Origin of the sequence: Lelliottia sp. CFBP8978, assembly GCF_034046055.2 — a bacterium.
Lineage (GTDB): Bacteria > Pseudomonadota > Gammaproteobacteria > Enterobacterales > Enterobacteriaceae > Enterobacter.
In genome coordinates, this window is the sequence record NZ_CM188253.1 from 21,490 (window position 1) to 41,223 (window position 19,734).

20 protein-coding genes are annotated in these 19,734 nt (G+C 56.2%); 10 read left to right on the forward strand and 10 right to left on the reverse strand.

Features of this window, described 5'->3' with window-relative positions:
• Window positions 1–28: 28 nt before the first annotated feature.
• The 3 genes from SOM82_RS00115 to tisB form a co-directional block, all read right to left on the reverse strand.
• On the reverse strand, window positions 29–862 hold the full coding sequence (locus SOM82_RS00115; RefSeq protein ID WP_320460617.1) for an EamA family transporter: 834 nt from the start codon (window positions 860–862) through the stop codon (window positions 29–31).
• A 62-nt stretch (window positions 863–924) separates the two neighbouring features.
• Complete coding sequence (locus tag SOM82_RS00120) at window positions 925–1,371, reverse strand: GNAT family N-acetyltransferase (protein ID WP_320460618.1); 447 nt, start codon at window positions 1,369–1,371, stop codon at window positions 925–927.
• 64 nt (window positions 1,372–1,435) lie between these two features.
• Window positions 1,436–1,525 (reverse strand): type I toxin-antitoxin system toxin TisB, encoded by a 90-nt coding sequence (gene tisB / locus SOM82_RS00125; protein WP_154128754.1) that lies wholly within the window; start codon window positions 1,523–1,525, stop codon window positions 1,436–1,438.
• Between the two features lie 522 nt (window positions 1,526–2,047).
• Between tisB and ivbL the strand changes: the two genes are divergently transcribed.
• From ivbL to nepI, 9 genes are all read left to right on the forward strand, one after another.
• Entirely contained in the window at window positions 2,048–2,146 is a 99-nt protein-coding gene (gene ivbL, locus SOM82_RS00130) for an ilvB operon leader peptide IvbL (protein ID WP_154128753.1), read from the forward strand.
• 230 nt (window positions 2,147–2,376) lie between these two features.
• Window positions 2,377–4,065 (forward strand): acetolactate synthase large subunit, encoded by a 1,689-nt coding sequence (gene ilvB / locus SOM82_RS00135; protein ID WP_320460619.1) that lies wholly within the window; start codon window positions 2,377–2,379, stop codon window positions 4,063–4,065.
• A gap of 3 nt (window positions 4,066–4,068) precedes the next feature.
• Window positions 4,069–4,359, forward strand: a complete 291-nt coding sequence (ilvN, locus tag SOM82_RS00140) for an acetolactate synthase small subunit (protein ID WP_154128751.1) — start codon at window positions 4,069–4,071, stop codon at window positions 4,357–4,359.
• Window positions 4,360–4,431: 72 nt separating this feature from the next.
• Window positions 4,432–5,025 carry a response regulator transcription factor UhpA gene (gene uhpA, locus SOM82_RS00145; protein ID WP_154128750.1) on the forward strand — a complete coding sequence of 198 codons (594 nt, stop codon included), beginning with the start codon at window positions 4,432–4,434 and terminating at the stop codon, window positions 5,023–5,025.
• Window positions 5,022–6,521: a signal transduction histidine-protein kinase/phosphatase UhpB gene (gene uhpB / locus SOM82_RS00150; protein WP_320460620.1), complete on the forward strand. Its 1,500-nt coding sequence runs from the start codon at window positions 5,022–5,024 to the stop codon at window positions 6,519–6,521. The genes uhpA and uhpB overlap by 4 nt, the downstream gene beginning before the upstream one ends.
• Window positions 6,522–6,530: 9 nt before the next feature.
• Window positions 6,531–7,859 (forward strand): MFS transporter, encoded by a 1,329-nt coding sequence (locus SOM82_RS00155; protein ID WP_320460711.1) that lies wholly within the window; start codon window positions 6,531–6,533, stop codon window positions 7,857–7,859.
• A gap of 137 nt (window positions 7,860–7,996) precedes the next feature.
• A complete protein-coding gene (gene uhpT / locus SOM82_RS00160; RefSeq protein WP_154128747.1) occupies window positions 7,997–9,388 on the forward strand; it encodes a hexose-6-phosphate:phosphate antiporter UhpT in 1,392 nt (463 codons plus the stop codon).
• A gap of 142 nt (window positions 9,389–9,530) precedes the next feature.
• Window positions 9,531–9,983: a DUF1198 domain-containing protein gene (locus SOM82_RS00165; protein WP_320460621.1), complete on the forward strand. Its 453-nt coding sequence runs from the start codon at window positions 9,531–9,533 to the stop codon at window positions 9,981–9,983.
• 126 nt (window positions 9,984–10,109) lie between these two features.
• Window positions 10,110–11,297, forward strand: a complete 1,188-nt coding sequence (nepI, locus tag SOM82_RS00170; RefSeq protein WP_320460622.1) for a purine ribonucleoside efflux pump NepI — start codon at window positions 10,110–10,112, stop codon at window positions 11,295–11,297.
• A 524-nt stretch (window positions 11,298–11,821) separates the two neighbouring features.
• Here the strand turns inward: nepI and SOM82_RS00175 are convergent.
• From SOM82_RS00175 to SOM82_RS00200, 6 genes are all read right to left on the reverse strand, one after another.
• Complete coding sequence (locus SOM82_RS00175; RefSeq protein ID WP_154128744.1) at window positions 11,822–12,727, reverse strand: EamA family transporter; 906 nt, start codon at window positions 12,725–12,727, stop codon at window positions 11,822–11,824.
• A 298-nt stretch (window positions 12,728–13,025) separates the two neighbouring features.
• Window positions 13,026–14,405: a carbohydrate porin gene (locus SOM82_RS00180; protein ID WP_320460623.1), complete on the reverse strand. Its 1,380-nt coding sequence runs from the start codon at window positions 14,403–14,405 to the stop codon at window positions 13,026–13,028.
• A gap of 223 nt (window positions 14,406–14,628) precedes the next feature.
• Window positions 14,629–14,931 carry a PTS lactose/cellobiose transporter subunit IIA gene (locus SOM82_RS00185; protein ID WP_072241990.1) on the reverse strand — a complete coding sequence of 101 codons (303 nt, stop codon included), beginning with the start codon at window positions 14,929–14,931 and terminating at the stop codon, window positions 14,629–14,631.
• A 6-nt stretch (window positions 14,932–14,937) separates the two neighbouring features.
• On the reverse strand, window positions 14,938–16,326 hold the full coding sequence (gene gmuD, locus SOM82_RS00190; protein WP_154128742.1) for a 6-phospho-beta-glucosidase GmuD: 1,389 nt from the start codon (window positions 16,324–16,326) through the stop codon (window positions 14,938–14,940).
• A 21-nt stretch (window positions 16,327–16,347) separates the two neighbouring features.
• On the reverse strand, window positions 16,348–17,670 hold the full coding sequence (locus SOM82_RS00195; RefSeq protein ID WP_154128741.1) for a PTS sugar transporter subunit IIC: 1,323 nt from the start codon (window positions 17,668–17,670) through the stop codon (window positions 16,348–16,350).
• 12 nt (window positions 17,671–17,682) lie between these two features.
• Window positions 17,683–17,997 carry a PTS sugar transporter subunit IIB gene (locus SOM82_RS00200; protein ID WP_154128740.1) on the reverse strand — a complete coding sequence of 105 codons (315 nt, stop codon included), beginning with the start codon at window positions 17,995–17,997 and terminating at the stop codon, window positions 17,683–17,685.
• A gap of 293 nt (window positions 17,998–18,290) precedes the next feature.
• On the opposite strand from SOM82_RS00200, the gene SOM82_RS00205 reads away from it, so the two are divergent.
• Complete coding sequence (locus SOM82_RS00205) at window positions 18,291–19,241, forward strand: LacI family DNA-binding transcriptional regulator (RefSeq protein WP_154128739.1); 951 nt, start codon at window positions 18,291–18,293, stop codon at window positions 19,239–19,241.
• Window positions 19,242–19,268: 27 nt separating this feature from the next.
• Here SOM82_RS00205 and SOM82_RS00210 read toward each other — a convergent pair whose 3' ends face one another.
• Window positions 19,269–19,565, reverse strand: coding sequence for a YicS family protein (locus SOM82_RS00210; RefSeq protein ID WP_154128738.1), 297 nt, complete (start codon window positions 19,563–19,565; stop codon window positions 19,269–19,271).
• Window positions 19,566–19,734 lie beyond the last annotated feature (169 nt).

Genomic DNA, 19,734 nt, shown 5'->3' on the forward strand with positions numbered 1-19,734 from the left:
GTTCGGCAACAATTGTTGCCAGCGTGGATCAGGCCAGGCGCAGCAAAATTGCCCCGCCCGCGATACCCAGCGCAGCGGCAATACGCACTCCCGCAACGTTCTCTTTCAGGAGCACAAAGGCGATTGCCGCGCCGAACAGAATGGAGGTTTCACGGAGTGCGGCAACGACCGCCAGCGGAGCCTGGGTCATCGCCCACAGCGCGAGGCCGTAAGAGCCCATCGTGCCGATGCCGCCGACCACGCCTTTCTTCCAGTGCAAACGCAGATAGCCGGAGGCTTCACGACGACGCGCCATCATGGCCCAGCAGAGCAGGCAAAAGCCGTTCATGAAGAATGTCCACAGCGTGTAGCCCAGCGCCGTCTCTGACACTCGTACGCCGGTTCCATCAACAAGGGTATAAGCTGCGATAAAACAGGCATTCAGCAGCGCAAACCCAATGCCTTTGCGCGACTGCGTGCGGCCATTGAGCGCCATAGCGAGGATGGATAAGCAAATCACGCCAATGCCTGTCCAGGCGAGCCAGGAGAGGCGATCGCCCAGAATAAACACGCTGATCAGGGCAACCAGTAGCGGTGCGGTTCCTCGCATCAGCGGATAGGTCTGGCTCATATCCGACACCTGATAGGTCTTAGCGACCAGCACCGTGTACACCACCTGCAGGGCGCAGGAGACAATCAAAAACGGCACGCTTGCGGCGGTCGGCTGCGGGGAGAAAGGCAGGAGCAGCAGGGCGATAACCGTGGCGGAACCGCTCACGCTGATGGCGGAATAGAGCTTGTCCGTTCCGGCTTTGACAATGGCGTTCCAGCTTGCATGTAACAGCGCAGCGAAAAGCAAAATGCAAAAAACGGTGATAGTCATGGCACAGAAATTTTGTGAGTGTCACATCACTGTAACATTCACAAGCCACTGCTGCCAGCAGGCTACACGTCGCAAAACAGACGGTGAGTCACGCGTGATTCGTCGGCGACGAGCGTAAATCCGGCATGGCGATAAAAGCCACAGGCCGTCTGCGGCGCGTGGGTATTGAGGAAATCGAACCAGACACTGGCGTCCGCGGTCACCACTGATAACAGCTGCTTGCCAATCCCCTGGCCGCGATACTTTTCGCTGATATACAGGTGGCGGATGCGCCCGGCGCGCGGTTGCTGGCTGAAGGGATCGCGATTAAGACCGCAAACACCAACCAGTTTGCCGTTCAGAAACGCGCCCAGCAGTTTTTCACCCGGCGCGTTAAAGCGATTTTCGCCACGCAACCAGTTCTCTTCCAGCCTGCGCAGCATATTGAAATTCAAGGCGATACTTTCTGCTTTCAACGCGATATAGCCCGGTTCATCAGGCGTAACAGGCTCAATCAACAGACGCGACATAGCATTCCCTCGTTATTAAAGAGGGGCGGTTTCCCGCCCCTCTCAGGTGCGACTTGAACCTGACTTACCGCAGGTATTTCAGGACAGCATCAAGCAGTTGCAGTACCGCAACAATGAGTTTCAGGATAAGAATGACCATATCCACGATGCCCATACGCGCCTCCTTCTGGCAGAAGGAGCACGATGCTGGCGTACCTCTCCGCCGCCTGTTGCCAGCACCTTTGTTGACGTAACACAGTGTGCTCATTTGGGGGTTAAGGCACTGACGGCACCACCCGTTTCAGCCAGGACTTCGTTGCGCCGGTTACTGCTTGCGGCCCCCATAACGCACTGTGAACAAAATCAGTATAGATAAATACTGGATGTATGAACAGTATTTTATCGACAAATTCGGTGGGCTGATCCATACTTAGATTCGTCAAAAAAGAGCCCTAAAATTGCGCGTTCGTGGTCGATCGCGTATACTTCTTGCGTTGACGTACCACAGTGTGTTCTGCGGAAACCAACCGCAAACCCTGAAAAAAACCTCGCTCCGGCGAGGTTTTTTGTTTTCATCGCTCTACAAACGAAACGTGATCCCTGACACAAATTTGTGTGGATGAAAATATTTCCATTGTCACGCCAGAAAACCTGTGTTTGTATAAATTCTATCAATGATTCTAAACACAGGTCCCCAATGACAACTTCCATGATGACGTCGACCCTACTAAAAACTGCGCAACCTGCCGCAGTGGTCGTCGTACGTGTGGTGGTGGTCGTCGGCAATGCGCCGTAGGGACTGGATCAACACACGAATCCAAAACCCCGCCGGCGCAAACCGGGCGGGGTTTTTCGTTTAAGAACCCCTCCCGGATACGCTAAGTAGTTCGGGTTGCAGTAAGGCGGCAAGTGAGCGAATCCCCAGGAGCGTACATAGGTATGTGACTGGGGTGAGTGAACGCAGCCAACGCATCTGCAACCTGAAATGCGACGCGTAAAGTCGGCTCAGAACAAAAGGACTGGAGCATGGCAAGTTCGGGCACAACATCAACTCAGACGCGTTTTACTGGCGCGCAATTAATCGTTCATTTACTGGAGCGACAGGGTATCACCCTGGTGTCGGGTATTCCCGGCGGAACGGTTCTGCCGCTGTATGACGCCTTAAGTCAAAGTACGCAGATTCGTCACGTTCTGGCTCGCCATGAGCAAGGCGCGGGGTTTATTGCGCAGGGCATGGCGCGTACTCAGGGCAAACCCGCCGTCTGTATGGCCTGTAGCGGACCTGGCGCTACCAATCTGGTGACCGCGATTGCCGATGCGCGCCTCGACTCTATCCCGCTGATCTGTATTACCGGCCAGGTGCCGTCTTCAATGATTGGTACCGATGCGTTTCAGGAAGTGGACACCTACGGCATCTCTATCCCCATCACTAAACATAACTATCTGGTTCGCGATATCGCCGAGTTACCTCAGGTGATCAGCGATGCGTTCCGCATTGCCCAGTCAGGCCGTCCCGGCCCGGTGTGGATAGACATTCCTAAGGACGTACAAACCGCGGAAATCGACATTGATAGCTTCCCTGAACCCGGCGATCGCGCGCCGTCTCCGGAATTCAGCGCAGACAGCGTGCGCGATGCGGCGGCGATGATTAACGCCGCGAAACGCCCTGTGCTCTATCTGGGCGGTGGAGCGATCAACGCCGCTGAACAGGTGCGCGCGTTTGCGGAAAAAGCCAATCTGCCCACCACCATGACCTTAATGGCGCTGGGCATGCTGCCAAAAGCGCATCCGCTGTCGCTGGGCATGCTGGGAATGCACGGCGCGCGCAGTACCAATTTCATCCTGCAAGAGGCTGATTTGCTGATTGTTCTCGGCGCACGTTTTGATGACCGGGCGATCGGCAAAACCGAGCAGTTTTGCCCGAATGCGAAGATCATTCACGTCGATATCGACCGCGCCGAACTGGGCAAAATCAAGCAGCCGCACGTGGCGATTCAGGGCGACGTGGCCGACGTTCTGGTGCAGCTGATCCCGCAAACGCACGCCAGCGAAAACGCCGACTGGCGCAAGCTTGTCGCGGCGTTGCAGCAAGAGTTTCCGGGCGCCATCCCGACCGAAGGCGACCCGTTAAGCCACTACGGCCTGATTAACGCCGTGGCCGCCTGCGTGGATGACAGCGCGATTATTACCACCGATGTCGGCCAGCATCAGATGTGGACCGCCCAGGCGTATCCGCTGAACCGTCCGCGTCAGTGGCTGACTTCCGGCGGTCTGGGAACGATGGGCTTTGGCCTGCCTGCGGCTGTCGGTGCGGCCCTGGCGAACCCGGATCGCAAAGTGATTTGTTTCTCCGGTGACGGCAGTCTGATGATGAATATTCAGGAGATGGCGACCGCTGCCGAAAACCAGCTGGATGTGAAAATTATCCTGATGAATAACGAAGCGCTGGGGCTGGTCCATCAGCAGCAGAGTCTGTTCTACAAGCAGGGCGTGTTTGCCGCGACCTATCCGGGGATGATCAACTTTATGCAGATTGCGGCCGGTTTTGGCCTGCACACCTGTGATTTGAACGCCGAAGAGGATGCGCATGCGGCTTTGCAGGCAGCCATTTCACGCCCGGGACCGGCGCTGATCCACGTCCGCATCGATCCAGAACAAAAAGTGTATCCGATGGTCCCGCCGGGTGCGGCCAATACTGAAATGGTGGGAGAATAAGCCATGCAACAGACCACACATGACAACGTTATTCTTGAACTCACCGTCCGCAACCATCCCGGCGTCATGACCCACGTTTGCGGCCTGTTTGCCCGTCGCGCGTTTAACGTAGAAGGCATTCTCTGTTTGCCGATTCACGGCAGCCAGCACAGTCGCATCTGGCTACTGGTAAACGATGACCAGCGTCTGGGGCAGATGATTAGCCAGATCGAAAAACTGGAAGATGTCGTCAGGGTGATCCGCAACCAGTCCGATCCCTCCATGTTTAACAAAATTGCGGTGTTTTTTGAGTAAATCGCTCAAGGCTTGAACGGCAACGCGCTTATCGTTAAGGTAAGCGCGTTTTTTATCCGCCAGGAAAGCATCATGACCACCATCGCTCTGATCGACGATCACCTTATCGTCCGCTCCGGTTTTGCCCAGCTCCTGAGCCTTGAGCCTGATTTTCAGGTTGTGGGTGAATTTGGTTCTGGCCGCGAGGCGCTGGCCGGATTACCGGGGCGTGGCGTGCAGGTCTGTATTTGCGATATCTCCATGCCGGACCTCTCCGGACTGGAATTATTAAGCCTGCTTCCCAAAGGGATGGCGACCATTATGCTCTCGGTTCACGACAGCCCGGCGCTGGTCGAACAGGCGCTCAACGCCGGTGCGCGCGGGTTTCTCTCCAAACGCTGTAGCCCCGATGAGCTGATCTCCGCCGTGCGCACCGTCGCCACGGGCGGCTGTTATCTGACGCCGGATATTGCCATTAAGCTGGCGGCCGGACGGCAGGATCCGCTCACCAAACGGGAACGGCAGGTGGCGGAAAAACTGGCGCAGGGGATGGCGGTGAAAGAGATTGCCGTGGAGCTTGGGCTGTCGCCCAAAACCGTTCACGTCCATCGCGCCAATCTGATGGAAAAACTCGGCGTCAGTAACGACGTAGAGCTGGCCCGCCGTATGTTTGACGGCTGGCAATGAACGCGCTTTTCTCCCGACTGGTCGCCATTGTCGCCAGTTTTTTTATCTTCTCGGCAGCCTGGTTTTGTCTGTGGAGCATCAGCCTGCATCTGGTCGAACGCCCTGAGCTGGCCGTGCTACTGTTCCCGTTTGGCCTGCGTCTGGGGCTGATGCTGCAATGCCCGCGCGGCTACTGGCCGGTCTTGCTGGGGGCCGAGTGGATTATGCTGGTCTGGCTGGCGCGGGAAGTGGCGCTGGCGCATCTGCCCTTATTGATGATCGGGGGCCTGCTGACGCTACTGCCGGTGGTGCTGATCTCCCGTTATCGCCATCAGCGCGACTGGCGCACGTTGCTGCGTCAGGGCGGGGCGCTGATCGCCGCTGCGCTGTTACAGTCCCTGCCGTGGACGGGCGAGCAGGAGATGCTGAACGCGCTGCTGCTGACGCTGACCGGCGGGCTGACGCTGGCCCCCACGTGCCTGGTGATCTGGCACTATCTCACCAGCACCGTCTGGCAGCCGCTCGGCCCGGCGCTGGTTTCCCAGCCGGTGAACTGGCGTGCCCGGCATCTTATCTGGTATCTGCTGCTGTTTGTGGTGAGCCTGTGGCTCCAGCTGGGTCTGCCTGCCGAGCTGTCCCGCTTTACGCCGTTTTGTCTGGCGCTGCCGATTATCGCGCTGGCCTGGCATTACGGCTGGCAAGGGGCGCTGATCGCCACGCTGATGAATGCCATTGCGCTGATAGCCAGCCAGACCTGGCACGATCATCCGGTCGATTTATTACTCTCATTACTGGCACAAAGCCTGACAGGACTGCTGCTGGGCGCGGGTATTCAGCGCCTGCGTGAACTGAATCAGTCGCTGCAAAACGAGCTGGCGCGAAATCGCCGCCTCGCCGAGCGCTTGCTGGAAACCGAAGAGAGCGTGCGTCAGGAAGTGGCGCGTGAATTGCACGATGATATTGGCCAGACCATCACTGCCATTCGCACTCAGGCGGGGATTGTTCAGCGCCTGGCACCGGAAAATGCCGGCGTAATGCAGGGCGGAGCGCATATCGAACAGCTCTCTCTGGGAGTCTACGATTCGGTTCGTCGCCTGCTCGGACGGTTACGCCCGCGCCAGCTGGATGACCTTACGCTGGAGCAGGCGGTGCGTTCTTTGATGCGTGAGATGGAGCTGGAAGATCGCGGTATTGTCAGCCATCTCGACTGGAATATTGATGAATCGCTGCTGAGTGAAGGTCAGCGCGTCACGCTGTTTCGCGTCTGTCAGGAGGGGCTGAACAATATTGTGAAGCACGCCAGCGCCAGCGCGGTGACATTGCAGGGCTGGCAGCAGGATGAGCGCCTGATGCTGGTGCTCGAAGACGACGGCTGTGGGCTGCCGCCGGGATCCGGACAGCAGGGTTTTGGTCTGGCCGGAATGCGCGAGCGCGTCACCGCACTCGGCGGAACGCTGGCGATTTCCTGCACCCACGGCACGCGAGTCAGCGTTAGTTTGCCGCTGCGTTATGCCTGAGGAACGATGATGTTAACCTTTCTGAAAACACCAGCAAATGCCGCGCCCGTGGGCGATAAACGCGAAATTGACGAACGTTACCGCTACTGGCGGCGGCATATTTTGGCCACCATCTGGCTGGGCTATGCGCTGTTCTATTTTACGCGCAAAAGTTTTAACGCCGCCGCGCCGGAAATCCTCGCCAGCGGGGTGATGACGCGCACCGATATCGGCCTGCTGGCGACGCTGTTTTATATCACTTACGGTCTGTCGAAATTCGTCTCCGGCATTGTCAGCGACCGCTCCAACGCCCGCTACTTTATGGGACTGGGGCTGATCGCCACCGGAGTGGTCAATATCCTGTTTGGCTTCTCCACGTCGCTGTGGGCCTTTGCCATGCTGTGGGCGCTGAACGCCTTTTTCCAGGGCTGGGGCGCGCCGGTTTGCGCCCGTTTGCTGACGGCCTGGTACTCGCGTAACGAGCGTGGCGGCTGGTGGGCTGTCTGGAATACCGCGCATAACGTGGGCGGGGCGCTGATCCCCATTGTGGTGGGCGCGGCGGCGCTGCACTACGGCTGGCGAGCGGGAATGATGATTGCGGGCGGTCTGGCGATCGTCGCCGGGCTGTTTCTCTGCTGGCGCCTGCGCGACAAGCCGGAAACCGTCGGGCTGCCGCCGGTGGGCGACTGGCGACACGATGAGATGGAGATCGCCCAGCAGCAGGAGGGGGCGGGACTGACGCGCAAAGAAATTCTCACCAAATACGTGCTGTTGAATCCGTACATCTGGCTGCTGTCGCTGTGCTACGTGCTGGTGTACGTGGTCCGCGCGGCGATCAACGACTGGGGCAATTTGTATATGTCCGAGACGCTCGGCGTCGATCTGGTGACCGCCAACTCGGCGGTCACGATGTTTGAGCTGGGCGGATTTATCGGCGCGCTGGTCGCGGGCTGGGGCTCGGACAAACTGTTTAACGGCAACCGCGGGCCGATGAACCTGATTTTTGCGGCCGGGATTTTGCTCTCCGTGGGGTCGCTGTGGCTGATGCCCTTTGCCAGCTACGTGATGCAGGCGGCCTGTTTCTTCACCACCGGATTCTTTGTGTTTGGCCCGCAGATGCTGATCGGCATGGCGGCGGCGGAGTGTTCGCACAAAGACGCCGCGGGTGCGGCGACCGGGTTTGTTGGCCTGTTTGCCTATCTTGGTGCGTCCCTTTCCGGCTGGCCGCTGGCGCGAGTGATCGACATCTGGCACTGGAGCGGTTTCTTCGCGGTGATCGCCATCGCCGCCGGAATTTCTGCGCTGTTGCTGCTGCCATTCCTGAACGCCCAGGCACCGCGCGAGACTCGCGAAGCGTGATGCGCTTCACCTTTTTCCCCTGAGTGGGGCAAAACTAAGAAATTTTCCCGGTTTCGCCTGGACGCTGTCTCAGGCCAGTTGAGCTGCTGATTTTTACAATGCCTGCCATTCGCAGGTATTCATATCAGGAGTTTTTGATGCTGGCCTTTCTAAACCAGGTGCGCAAGCCGACCCTGGATCTGCCGCTCGAGATGCGGCGCAAAATGTGGTTCAAGCCGTTCATGCAGTCCTATCTGGTGGTCTTCATCGGCTACCTGACCATGTACCTGATCCGCAAAAACTTCAACATCGCCCAGAATGACATGATCTCCACCTACGGGCTGAGCATGACGCAACTGGGGATGATCGGACTGGGCTTCTCCATCACCTACGGTGTCGGTAAAACGCTGGTCTCCTACTACGCCGACGGTAAAAACACCAAGCAGTTCCTGCCGTTTATGCTGATCCTCTCGGCCATCTGTATGCTCGGCTTCAGCGCCAGCATGGGCGCGGGCTCCGTCAGCCTGTTTATGATGATCGCCTTCTATGCCCTGAGCGGTTTCTTCCAGAGTACCGGCGGGTCGTGCAGCTACTCCACCATTACCAAATGGACCCCGCGTCGCAAGCGCGGCACTTATCTTGGCATGTGGAACATTTCGCACAACCTTGGCGGGGCGGGTGCGGCAGGCGTGGCGCTGTTCGGTGCCAATTTCCTGTTCGACGGCCATGTGATCGGCATGTTCATCTTCCCGTCGATTATCGCGTTAATTGTTGGCTTTATCGGCCTGCGCTACGGCAGCGACTCCCCGGAATCCTACGGTCTGGGCAAAGCGGAAGAGCTGTTTGGCGAAGAGCTGAGCGAAGAGGACAAAGAAGCTGAAGACGAGTCGATGACCAAATGGCAGATCTTTGTTGAGTATGTGCTGAAAAACAAAGTCATCTGGCTGCTGTGCTTTTCCAATATCTTCCTGTACGTGGTGCGCATCGGTATCGACCAGTGGTCCACCGTGTATGCCTTCCAGGAGCTTAAGCTCTCCAAAGAGGTGGCGATTCAGGGCTTTACCCTGTTTGAGGTGGGGGCGCTGGTCGGTACGCTGCTGTGGGGCTGGCTGTCGGATCTGGCGAATGGGCGTCGTGCGCTGGTGGCATGTATTGCGCTGGCACTGATTATCGCCACGCTGGGTGTCTACCAGCACGCCAGTAACCAGTACATCTATCTTGCCTCGCTGTTCGCGCTGGGTTTCCTGGTGTTTGGTCCACAGCTGCTGATCGGCGTTGCGGCCGTCGGATTTGTGCCGAAAAAAGCGATCGGCGCTGCCGATGGGATTAAAGGCACCTTCGCCTATCTGATCGGCGACAGCTTCGCCAAGCTGGGTCTCGGGATGATTGCCGACGGTACGCCGGTGTTCGGTCTCACCGGCTGGGCGGGCACATTTGCCGCACTGGACGCCGCCGCGATCGCCTGTATCTGCCTGATGGCAATGGTGGCCGTGCTGGAAGAGCGCAAAATTCGTCGCGAAAAACGCATTCAACAACTGAAAACCGCCTGATTGTGCAGGTAACGTTTTGCCCGGTTGACCGCCGGGCTTTTTTTATTCCCGCCTCTGTTTTCCGATCCCTTACAGCATGTTTTACTCTGTCGACAACACCGCGTTTCCCGATATGATGAGCGTCCAATATTAAGGAGAACTCATGGTCTGGATAATGCTGGCCACCCTGGCAGTGGTGTTTGTTGTCGGATTTCGCATCCTGACCTCTGATTCCCGTCGTGCGATCAAACGGCTGAGTGAACGCCTGGGCGTTACGCCGATGCCGCTGGAATCGATGATCGACCAGTTTGGTAAAACCGCAGGCAATGAGTTTATCCGCTATCTGGAGCGCCCGGACGAGGCCCATCTGCAAAACGCTGCGCAGGTGCTGCTCATCTGGCAGGTTTGTATTGTGGACGGCAGCGAAGAAAACCTGCACACCTGGCATAGTTTACTGCGTAAAGCGCGTCTTGCCGCGCCGATTACCGATGCGCAAATTCGCCTGGCGCTGGGGTTTATGCGTGAAATGGATCCCGATCCGCAGGAGTTCAACGCTTTTCAGCTGCGCTATAACCGGCTGTTTTTGCCTGAAGAGGGTGTTTTTTTCCTGCACTGAGACCCCTCCGGGATGTCTGTGGGTTAACGGTCACTTTCAATAAAAGTTGTCAAAACGTTAAATTCGTCACACTTTTGATGATAAACTGCGCGACTTTTCCGCACGTTTTGATCCTCAGGTGACGCCATGACCGAATATATCCAGACCACGCCCACGCCGCAGACCAAAGAGGTTTCCCGCCCCAACTGGTCGGCGGTTTTCTCCGTGGCGTTTTGCGTCGCCTGCCTGATTACCGTTGAATTTCTGCCCGTCAGCCTGCTGACGCCGATGGCCCAGGAACTGGGTATTTCTGAGGGTGTGGCGGGGCAATCCGTTACCGTCACGGCGTTTGTCGCGATGTTTGCCAGCCTGTTTATCACTCAGGTGATTGGCACAATAGACCGCCGCAAAGTGGTGATTTTTTTCGCCATTCTGTTAACGCTCTCCTGTGTGCTGGTGTCGTTTGCCGATAACTTTACCCTGCTGTTGCTGGGGCGCGCCTGTCTGGGGCTGGGCCTCGGCGGGTTCTGGGCGATGTCGGCTTCGCTGACGATGCGGCTTGTGCCCGCGCGCAAAGTGCCGAAAGCGCTCTCAGTGATCTTCGGCGCCGTCTCGATTGCGCTGGTGATCGCCGCACCGCTGGGCAGTTTTTTGGGCGGTATTATTGGCTGGCGTAACGTCTTTAACGGCGCGGCGATCATGGGCATTCTGTGTATTTTCTGGGTGTGGAAGGCGCTGCCGTCGCTGCCGGGCGAAGCCGCGCACCATAAGCAGAATATGTTCAGCCTGCTGAAACGTCCCGGCGTACTGGCCGGAATGACCGCCATCTTTATGGCGTTTGCCGGGCAGTTCGCGTTCTTTACCTATATTCGTCCTGTCTTCATGACCCTGTCGGGCTTTGATGTCGATGGTCTGACGCTGGTGCTGCTGAGTTTTGGTATCGCGAGTTTTGTCGGCACGTCGCTGTCGGCGCAGTTCCTGAAACGTTCGCTCAAGCTTGCACTGGCTGGCGCGCCGCTGCTGCTGGCGATCAGCGCCGCGGTGCTGATTCTGTGGGGGAGCGATAAGTGGGTGGCGAGTGCGATTGCGATAATCTGGGGCTTTGCCTTCGCGCTGGTGCCGGTGGGATGGTCCACCTGGATCACCCGAACGCTTGCCGATCAGGCCGAAAAAGCCGGCTCCATTCAGGTGGCGGTGATTCAGCTGGCAAATACCTGCGGCGCCGCGATAGGCGGCTATGCGCTGGATAATCTGGGGCTAACGTCACCGCTGGTGATATCCGGTACGCTGATGTTGCTGACGGCACTGCTGGTGGCGGGGAAGGTGAAGTCATAAATTTCTCCCCCCTCACCCTAACCCTCTCCCCACAGGGGAGAGGGGACTGGTCGGTGCGGTTTTTCCCCCTCACCGCTGTGGGGAGAGGGACTGCTCGGAGCGATTTTTTCACCCTCACCGCTGTGGGGAGAGGGGATGCTCGGAGCGATTTTTTCACCCTCACCGCTGTGGGGAGAGGGACTGCTCGGAGCGGTCTTTTCCCCCTCACCGCTGTGGGGAGAGGGACTGCTCGGAGCGGTTTTTTCCCCCTCACCCCTGTGGGGAGAGGGGACTGGTCGGAGCGATTTTTTCACCCTCACCGCTGTGGGGAGAGGGGACTGGTCGGTGCGGTTTTTCCCCCCCCCTCACCGCTGTGGGGAGAGGGGACTGCTCGGAGCGGTCTTTTCCCCCCTCACCGCTGTGGGGAGAGGGGACTGCTCGGAGCGGTTTTTTCCCCCTCACCGCTGTGGGGAAAGGGGACTGCTGGGTGCGGTTTTTTCCCCCTCGCCCCTGTGGGGAGAGGGCCGGGGTGAGGGGACATCAGCTTACACCGGTGTCTGAACCCGCCTTCTCGAATCCATCGAAATCAGTACTACCGACGACACAATCAACAACGTCCCCAGCCAGTCCGGCAGCGTAAACGCCACCCCTAACAGCAGCACCGACAGCAACGCGCTGCTCAGCGGTTCGGCGCAGCTCAGAATGCTCGCTTTCGGCCCGCCAATCATCTGCGCGCCTTTCAGATACAAGCTGAAGGTCAGCGCGGTGCCGATCACCACCAGATAGAAAAAGGCCAGCAGCAGGCTGCCATCAATCACGAAGGTGGTGCCGCGCCCGGCGTAGAACGGTGTCAGCATCAGTCCTGCCAGCAACATACTCCAGCCGACAATCGGCAGCGTGCCGTAGCGGGCGATAAGCGTCGAGGGGTAGGTGGTGTAAAACGCGGCGGCGAAGGCCGAGGCGATACCAAAGAACAGCGCCGCAGGGGAGATAGACAGTGATGTCGGATCGCCGTGCGTTACCAGTAAAAAAGTGCCAATCAGGGAGGTCAAAATCGCCGAGAGGACAAATATCCCAGGCCGTTTTTTCCGCGCCAGCGCGAACCACGCCACGATAATGGTCGGGGAGAGAAATTGCAGAACAGTCGCGGTAGCGGCGTTGGATTTTTCAATCGTCAGCAGGAACGTGAGCTGGACCGTGAGCGCGCCAACCAGTGAGAAAATCAGCAGGCTGATGGCGTCTTTGCGATGTTTGATCACTGAGAAAATCTTGTCACCGTGGACGAAAGAGAGTGTCAGTAAAATCACGCCGGTAAACAGCAGACGAATCATGGTCAGATAAGGCGAAGAAATCTGACTCTTCTCCATAATGTACTGCGCGCAAACCCCTGAACTGCCCCATAACACGGCGGCGATCAGGACATTCAGCATCCCTCTTTTTGTGGAACCCATGTTCTCCCCTGCAATGTGTTGGTCTGTTTTTCGGCCAACAGCATAGCATGGGATCTTGCCGGGTGTGGTGCGGCCTGATGCCCTCACCCCGGCCCTCTCCCACGGGGAGAGGGAGAAAAACTGCTCCGAACAGTTCCCTATCCCACAGGGGGAGAGGGTGCAAACACTAAAAAGGCAACCCTACGGTTGCCTTTTGCTTTTGCCTTGTGCGGCCTGATGCCCTCACCCCGGCCCTCTCCCACAGGGAGAGGGAGAAAACACTAAAAACGGCAACTCGCGTTGCCGTTTTACGTTTACCTTAGAACCAGGCTTCCCACATTGCGCCGACGTTGAAATCGTCGAGCGTCTGGTCGTCGGTGCCGTTCACGCGGGCGGTGCGTTCGTTATCCACCTTGCCGCCGGTGACGTAGAAGCGCAGCATCGGACGGAATTCCGGACCCATGGCGATGGACATGTTTTGCGAGAGCGTCAGCTTCCAGCCTTTGTTGTCGCCGCCATTGTCGTAATCAACATGCTGCCAGCCCGCTTCCAGCCAGGTGGAGTGAACGTCGTTCCACCAGTGCATTGGACGCACAATCGCGTTGTAGTTTTTGCGGTTGTCAGTGCTGTCACGGCTGTTGTCGTAGTCGTGGAAGGCCAGGATGTACTCCACCTGCGTCTGCTGGGTGAATTTGTGCAGCCCTTCGAAGCTGGCGTAAACCGTGGTCAGATTCTCGGTTTTATTGAACACGCTGTTATCGGAGTTATCAGAGTAACGGGCGATCACTTTATTCACGCCGCTGTCGTTGGTGTGGCTTAACACCACGCCGCCCTGCCACGCATTCAGGCGCTCGTCACTTTCGATGGCTTTCGAGTCAAAGCCGTAGTTGGCATACACTTCCAGATCCAGCGGGCCGACCTTCATGCCGTGGATTTTAGAGGTGGCGGCATAGTTGCCTTTATCACCCGTGCCGGAACCGCCGGTACAGGAGATGCGCGATGGGTTAGAGCCATCGTTTTCCACTTCCGGATTACAGGATTCGACGGCGGCGACGGTGGCCACGTCAAACTGCACGCCACCAATATCGAAGTTTTTCACGCCCGCGCCCTGACCATCGTGGTTCATCCAGAAGTAGTCGTTGATACCCTGTTGCGGACGCTGATGGAAATCACGACCGGCCCAGAAATAGGCGTTCGGGTTGGATTCCATGATGTTGGTGACACCCGCGTAGGCTTTTTTCAGGTTAACTTCGTCGCCCCAGTGGTCGATCATCACGTTGACGTCCCAGATCGCGCCATTGTCGCCTTTAAAGGCTTTGGAGAGCTGGAATTCACCGCCGTTGCCTTCGTTACCGAGACGACCAATTGCGGAGCCGCCGTTATAAGAGCCATCGACCGCCACGTATTTTTGATCGGCGGCCTGGAAATGCGCGCCGTAGCGGGCGTAACCGGTAAATTTAATGCCGAATGGAATGGCCAGATCCGGGGACTGTGCCGCGCTTTGCGGTTCGGTCACCACGTCCGCTTTTTTCGCCACTGCCGCATCCATTTTAGCCTGACGTTCTGTCAGGGCTTTATCCACCGCTTTGGCCACAATGGCGTCGATTTGCTCTTGAGTGAACTCCTGTGCGAGGACAGACATTGGGCAAAGCGCGGCGAGAACCGCCATTGTTAATGGAAGTTTTTTTATCATTTTCATGGTTATCTCAATATATTGACTCGTTGTCACTCAAATCGCAGATACAACAGTCTGCCGCTCGAATAACGCAGAGCTTTGTTTAATTTTATTCAGACAATAACCACCCCATTCCGATCTGACCGTATATGTCGCTATCATCAGAATAAGTTGATTTTCTTATAATATAGGTACAGAGGGTTTACAGTATTATCGTTACTCTTTCTCCATCACTGATATTTAATTATTACCGCTGATACAGGTGAATAATCTCTTCGGATAATTCACGGGCCAGCAGCGAGTTCATTAAATGATCCTGGGCATGCACCATAATTAAGGTCATCGGCTGGCGGGCTTCGCCCGCATCCTGTTCGATGAGTTTGGTTTGCATATGGTGCGCCTGGCGCGCGTAGCCATCGGCTTCGCGCAGCAGGCTTTTAGCTTCGTCAAGGTTGCCCTGACGCGCAGCGTGCAGGGCTTCGAAGCACAGGCTGCGAGACTGGCCCGCGTTGACAATAATTTCCATGACAGCTTCTTCTAATGCGATCATCTTTTATTACTCTTTATCAAAGCTATTATTCAGAGAGGTTGCAGCAAACCATTCTCCGCTTTTCTTGATGGTGCGTTGTTGCGTGTTTAAATCGAGCTGGATAAATCCATAGCGGTTTTTATACGCATTACACCACGACCAGTTATCAATAAATGTCCACATATGATATCCCAGGCAATTCGACCCTTCACTGATACCTTTATGCAACCATTTAAGATGTTCGGAAATAAAATCAATACGGTACTGATCGTTAATCTGACCGTTTTCAATAAAACGCTGCTCATTTTCGACGCCCATGCCGTTTTCTGAAATAAAACAGCGCGGGTTGCCGTAATTTTCGCGCAGATTCACGAGAATATCGTAAATACCCGGCTCGTAGATTTCCCAGCCACGATAGGGGTTCATTTTGCGTCCTGGCATCTCGTAATTATCAAAGAACCACTCCGGCATAAACGGCGCCTGAGGATTCACCGCGCTGTCGCGACACTTCACGCGACGCGGCTGATAGTAGTTGATGCCCAGCAGATCGATTTTTCCTTCCGCAATCAGCGCGCTGTCGTCGGGCTGACAGGCAGGAAGCTGATCGTAAGACTTCAGCAGCGCGACCAGATCGGCCGGGTATTCCCCGCGCAGAACCGGATCGAGGAAGCTGCGGTTAAACATCAGATCCGCATAGTGCGCGGCTTTCACATCCTGCGGATTTTGCGAGCGTGGATAGGACGGCGTCAGGTTCAGCACGATGCCAATCTCACCCGCATAATGCCCGGCGCGGTATGCACGAACCGCCAGCGCATGCGCCAGTACGGTGTGATACGCCACGGTTGCCGCACGACGGAAATCCACCACGTTCGGGTAATGGAAGTCATACAGATAACCGCCTTCCACCGGAACAATTGGCTCATTGAAGGTAAACCAGTGCAGCACGCGGTCGCCGAACAGCTCGAAGCAGATCTGCGCATAGCGTGCATAGGCCGCCACGACGTCACGGTTTTCCCAGCCGCCGATCTCCTGCATCGCCATCGGCATATCAAAGTGGAACAGGGTAATAAACGGCGTAATGCCTTGCTCCAGCAACTCGTCAATCACCTGATTGTAAAATTCCACCGCCTGCGGATTCACTTCACCGATACCGTCGGGGATCAGGCGCGCCCAGCTAATCGAGGTGCGAAAGCTGTTATGGTTCAGCTGCTTCAACAGCTGAATATCCGCTTTCCAGTGCTGACAGAACGTTGAGGTATCCTGCGGCCCCACGCCCTGATGGAAACGGTTTGGCTCATTGGCGAACCAGTGATCCCAGGTGGTCACTCCTTTGCCGCCGCCCTGGCTTTCCCCTTCGGTTTGCAGCGCGGAGCTTGCGCTGCCCCACCAAAAGTTATCGGGAAATGAATATTTCATAATGCTTCCTCTTTGACTTTATTAACGTGCAGCTTCAGCGGTACCGACGGTTGCCTGGGCTTTTTGCTCTTCGGTTTTCAGCAAAGAACGCTCATAGGCGCGCAGGAACGGCAGATACATCAGCGCTGACATCACCATACAAATGACGCACATCACCACCGGACTGAACGCCCAGTTGGCTGCCCACGAAGCACCAATCGGCGCTGGAGTGGTCCACGGCGTCAGGGATACGACCTGCGCCAGCCAGCCGAGCTTGGTCGCGGCATAGGCCAGACAGGCGTTCACCAGCGGCACGAACACAAACGGGATAAACAGCATCGGGTTCATGATGATCGGCGCACCGAACAGAATCGGTTCGTTGATGTTAAAGAAGCTTGGCACCACGCCCATTTTGCCGATAGTACGCAGATGCGTGACACGGCTACGCAGCAGCAGGAAGGCCAGCGGCAGCGTGGAACCTACGCCACCAATCAGCAGGTAGTGATCCCAGAAGCCTTGCAGATAGACATGCGGAAGCGCTGCGCCAGCGGCCAGAGCGGCCTGGTTGGCTGACAGGTTCGCCATCCAGAATGGGTTCATAATGCCGGTAACAATCAGCGAGCCGTGAATGCCGGCAAACCAGAAGATTTGGCACAGTAATACCGACAGCAGAATGGCGGGCAGGGAGTCAGAAGCGGACACCAGCGGCTCCAGCAGATGCATAATCGCCTGTGGAATGATCATGCCGGTCTGCGCTTCGATGAACAGGTTCAGCGGGTGCAGCGTACCGATCACCACCATCACCGGGATCAGGATTTCAAAAGAGCGCGCCACGCCAGTCGGAACCTCTTTCGGCAGACGGATGGTGACTTTATTGTCCTTCAGCCACGCGTAAACGCGGGTGGAGTAGATGGCGGTAATCAGCGCGGTGAAAATCCCCTGGCCGGACAAATACTGCGTGGAGATTTTGCCATCGGCATACGGCGCGGCAACCAGCAGGAAAGCCATAAATGCCAGCAGGCCGGACATCACCGGATCGAGATTAAACTGGCGGCCCAGGCTCGCGCCGATGCCTACCGAAATAAAGAAGGTCATCACGCCCATGCTGAGGTTGAATGGCAGCATCAGCTGTTCGCGATAGGTCTGGGAGAAATCGAGCCAGCCGCGGGCAAAACTGTTGGTGGTATCTGCAGAGAACGGCGGGAAGATGAACACCAGCATAAACGAGCCGATGATCATAAACGGCAGCGCGGCGGTGAAACCGTCACGGATCGCAATCACGTACTTTTGCTGGCCGAGCTTTGCCGCCAGCGGGGTAATGGACTGCTCTATAACGGCAACCATTGATTGATATAACGAACTCATGAGAACACCTTCTTAATGTGCCGCTTCAATGAGCGACAGAGCATAGTCCAGTACCTTATCACCACGCTGCATACCGTAGTCCATCATATCGATGGCTTGTACCGGGATGCCCTGCGTAGCAGCCTTGTCTGCCAGTGTCTTTAACATGTATTTCACTTGCGGTCCGAGAAGAACCACCTGGTATTGCGGAAACTGCGTATCAAATTCAGAAACGCCGTAAGCATCAATCTTGACTGGCACACCGCGTTCTTCCGCCACTTCGACCATTTTCCTCACCAGCAGACTGGTGGACATCCCGGCAGAGCAGCACAGCATAATCTTGAACATCGACAACCATCCTCAAAATGTAAAAAGTTATTGCGGAGATGATTGGACATCATACGGAAACCGGTTTCCATTTATAAAAGACAGAAGTGTGACACCCATCAAGATCCGTTACTTATGGGGCTTGTTATCACGATGTGGGTCACGGAATTTGGCGCTTTTAACCTCAAATTGAGTGGAAACGGAAAATCGGTTTCCATAGAAAACGGAAACGGATATACTTCTGTTTGGCTATAATCTGAGCCGAAGCGGTAATGGAAATTACAGGGCTGCGTGGGTCCTGACAGGGGAATAAGATGTCTACAATCAACGATGTATCACGTCTGGCCGGGGTGTCCAAAGCCACGGTATCACGGGTGTTGAGCGGGTCGCGTGGCGTAAAGGAAGCCAGCCGTGAGGCCGTACTGAAAGCGGTTGATGAGCTAAACTATCGACCCAATGTCATTGCGCAGTCGCTGTTGAGCCAGTCCACCGGCTGTATTGGCGTCATCTGCGCGCAGGACAATATCAACCAGACCACTGGTTATCTTTACGCGCTGGAGAAACACCTCAGCCAGCATCAAAAGCATCTGCTGTTACGCTTTGCGAACACCAAAAGCGAAGTGCTTACCGCACTTGATGAACTCTCCTGCGGGCTTTGCGACGACATTCTGATTATCGGCGCGCGTTTCCCGCTGCATATCGATCAGGAAAACGTCATTCTGGTGGATTGCATGGAGTCGGATAACGCCAACAGCATTCAGTTTGACCACGCCTTCGCCGCCGAAACCGCCTGTAACTATCTGACCAGTCAGGGCCGTCGCCAGATCGCACTCATCCAGCCGCAGGGCAGTGGTTTTGCCGATCAGGTGCTGCTGGGCTATAAACACGCGCTGGAGAAAAACTTCCTGCCGTTTAATCGCAATCTGGTGTTTATGGATGCCACATCCTCGTCCGTTGCGCTGCAGGAGCTGCTGAACAACGCCACCACGCTGAACTTCAACGCCCTGCTGGTGGCCGACGAGCAAGAGGCGCAGCGGGTGATCCCGCAATTGCAGGCGTTTAATAAATCGGTACCGGAAGACATCATGGTCTTCAGCCTGGCGGGATCGCTGCATCTCCCGGGGATCCCGACCATTCCGGCCATCGAATATTCAATGGATGCGATGGCCGCCCGGATTGTGACCTGGCTGAATGAAAAAACGCAGATGCTGGGGTCTTACGTCCTGCGCGGCGATTTAATTATCCCGGATATGCGTAAGCGCTAAAAAATAAGCGTGAAGCACGCTTCACGCTTAGTAATCTTCCATGCAATCCACCTTGCCAACCGCTTCCCAGTAGTTGTCCAGGTTGTCACGTTCCATCGCCAGCACGGCGTTTTTCACCAGCAGCTTATTCGCCTCTGATGACATAATCATCGCCTGCCACTGTTTATCGCTCTGCTTGCCCTGAGGCGAACAGACTTTCTTGATATCTTTCATCACGGCTTGTCTCATTTTTTCGGTTTTAACCGGATCCTGCGCCTCCTTTGCGTGGACGAAAGCGGCGAAAAGCAGACAGATAATCAGACAAAAAAGGTGAGCAGCTTTCATTAAAACCCCCGAAAAAACGCACAATGTTCTCTGAAATATATCGTTACATTCACCCTTGCGATTCAAGCCGAAAGTATGATTCTGCTCGTTTATGGGTATGAGAAAGCTTAAGCGTAGCCGCAGATATGGCCGGTTACCGTGGTCCGGTAAAAGAATGCGTCACTCTCGC

Coding starts and splice junctions, on each gene's coding strand:
- SOM82_RS00115 (WP_320460617.1), bottom strand. CDS start 862: ATGACTATCACCGTTTTTTGCATTTTGCTTTTCGCTGCGCTGTTACAT.
- SOM82_RS00120 (WP_320460618.1), bottom strand. CDS start 1,371: ATGTCGCGTCTGTTGATTGAGCCTGTTACGCCTGATGAACCGGGCTAT.
- tisB (WP_154128754.1), bottom strand. CDS start 1,525: ATGGGCATCGTGGATATGGTCATTCTTATCCTGAAACTCATTGTTGCG.
- ivbL (WP_154128753.1), top strand. CDS start 2,048: ATGACAACTTCCATGATGACGTCGACCCTACTAAAAACTGCGCAACCT.
- ilvB (WP_320460619.1), top strand. CDS start 2,377: ATGGCAAGTTCGGGCACAACATCAACTCAGACGCGTTTTACTGGCGCG.
- ilvN (WP_154128751.1), top strand. CDS start 4,069: ATGCAACAGACCACACATGACAACGTTATTCTTGAACTCACCGTCCGC.
- uhpA (WP_154128750.1), top strand. CDS start 4,432: ATGACCACCATCGCTCTGATCGACGATCACCTTATCGTCCGCTCCGGT.
- uhpB (WP_320460620.1), top strand. CDS start 5,022: ATGAACGCGCTTTTCTCCCGACTGGTCGCCATTGTCGCCAGTTTTTTT.
- SOM82_RS00155 (WP_320460711.1), top strand. CDS start 6,531: ATGTTAACCTTTCTGAAAACACCAGCAAATGCCGCGCCCGTGGGCGAT.
- uhpT (WP_154128747.1), top strand. CDS start 7,997: ATGCTGGCCTTTCTAAACCAGGTGCGCAAGCCGACCCTGGATCTGCCG.
- SOM82_RS00165 (WP_320460621.1), top strand. CDS start 9,531: ATGGTCTGGATAATGCTGGCCACCCTGGCAGTGGTGTTTGTTGTCGGA.
- nepI (WP_320460622.1), top strand. CDS start 10,110: ATGACCGAATATATCCAGACCACGCCCACGCCGCAGACCAAAGAGGTT.
- SOM82_RS00175 (WP_154128744.1), bottom strand. CDS start 12,727: ATGGGTTCCACAAAAAGAGGGATGCTGAATGTCCTGATCGCCGCCGTG.
- SOM82_RS00180 (WP_320460623.1), bottom strand. CDS start 14,405: ATGAAAATGATAAAAAAACTTCCATTAACAATGGCGGTTCTCGCCGCG.
- SOM82_RS00185 (WP_072241990.1), bottom strand. CDS start 14,931: ATGATCGCATTAGAAGAAGCTGTCATGGAAATTATTGTCAACGCGGGC.
- gmuD (WP_154128742.1), bottom strand. CDS start 16,326: ATGAAATATTCATTTCCCGATAACTTTTGGTGGGGCAGCGCAAGCTCC.
- SOM82_RS00195 (WP_154128741.1), bottom strand. CDS start 17,670: ATGAGTTCGTTATATCAATCAATGGTTGCCGTTATAGAGCAGTCCATT.
- SOM82_RS00200 (WP_154128740.1), bottom strand. CDS start 17,997: ATGTTCAAGATTATGCTGTGCTGCTCTGCCGGGATGTCCACCAGTCTG.
- SOM82_RS00205 (WP_154128739.1), top strand. CDS start 18,291: ATGTCTACAATCAACGATGTATCACGTCTGGCCGGGGTGTCCAAAGCC.
- SOM82_RS00210 (WP_154128738.1), bottom strand. CDS start 19,565: ATGAAAGCTGCTCACCTTTTTTGTCTGATTATCTGTCTGCTTTTCGCC.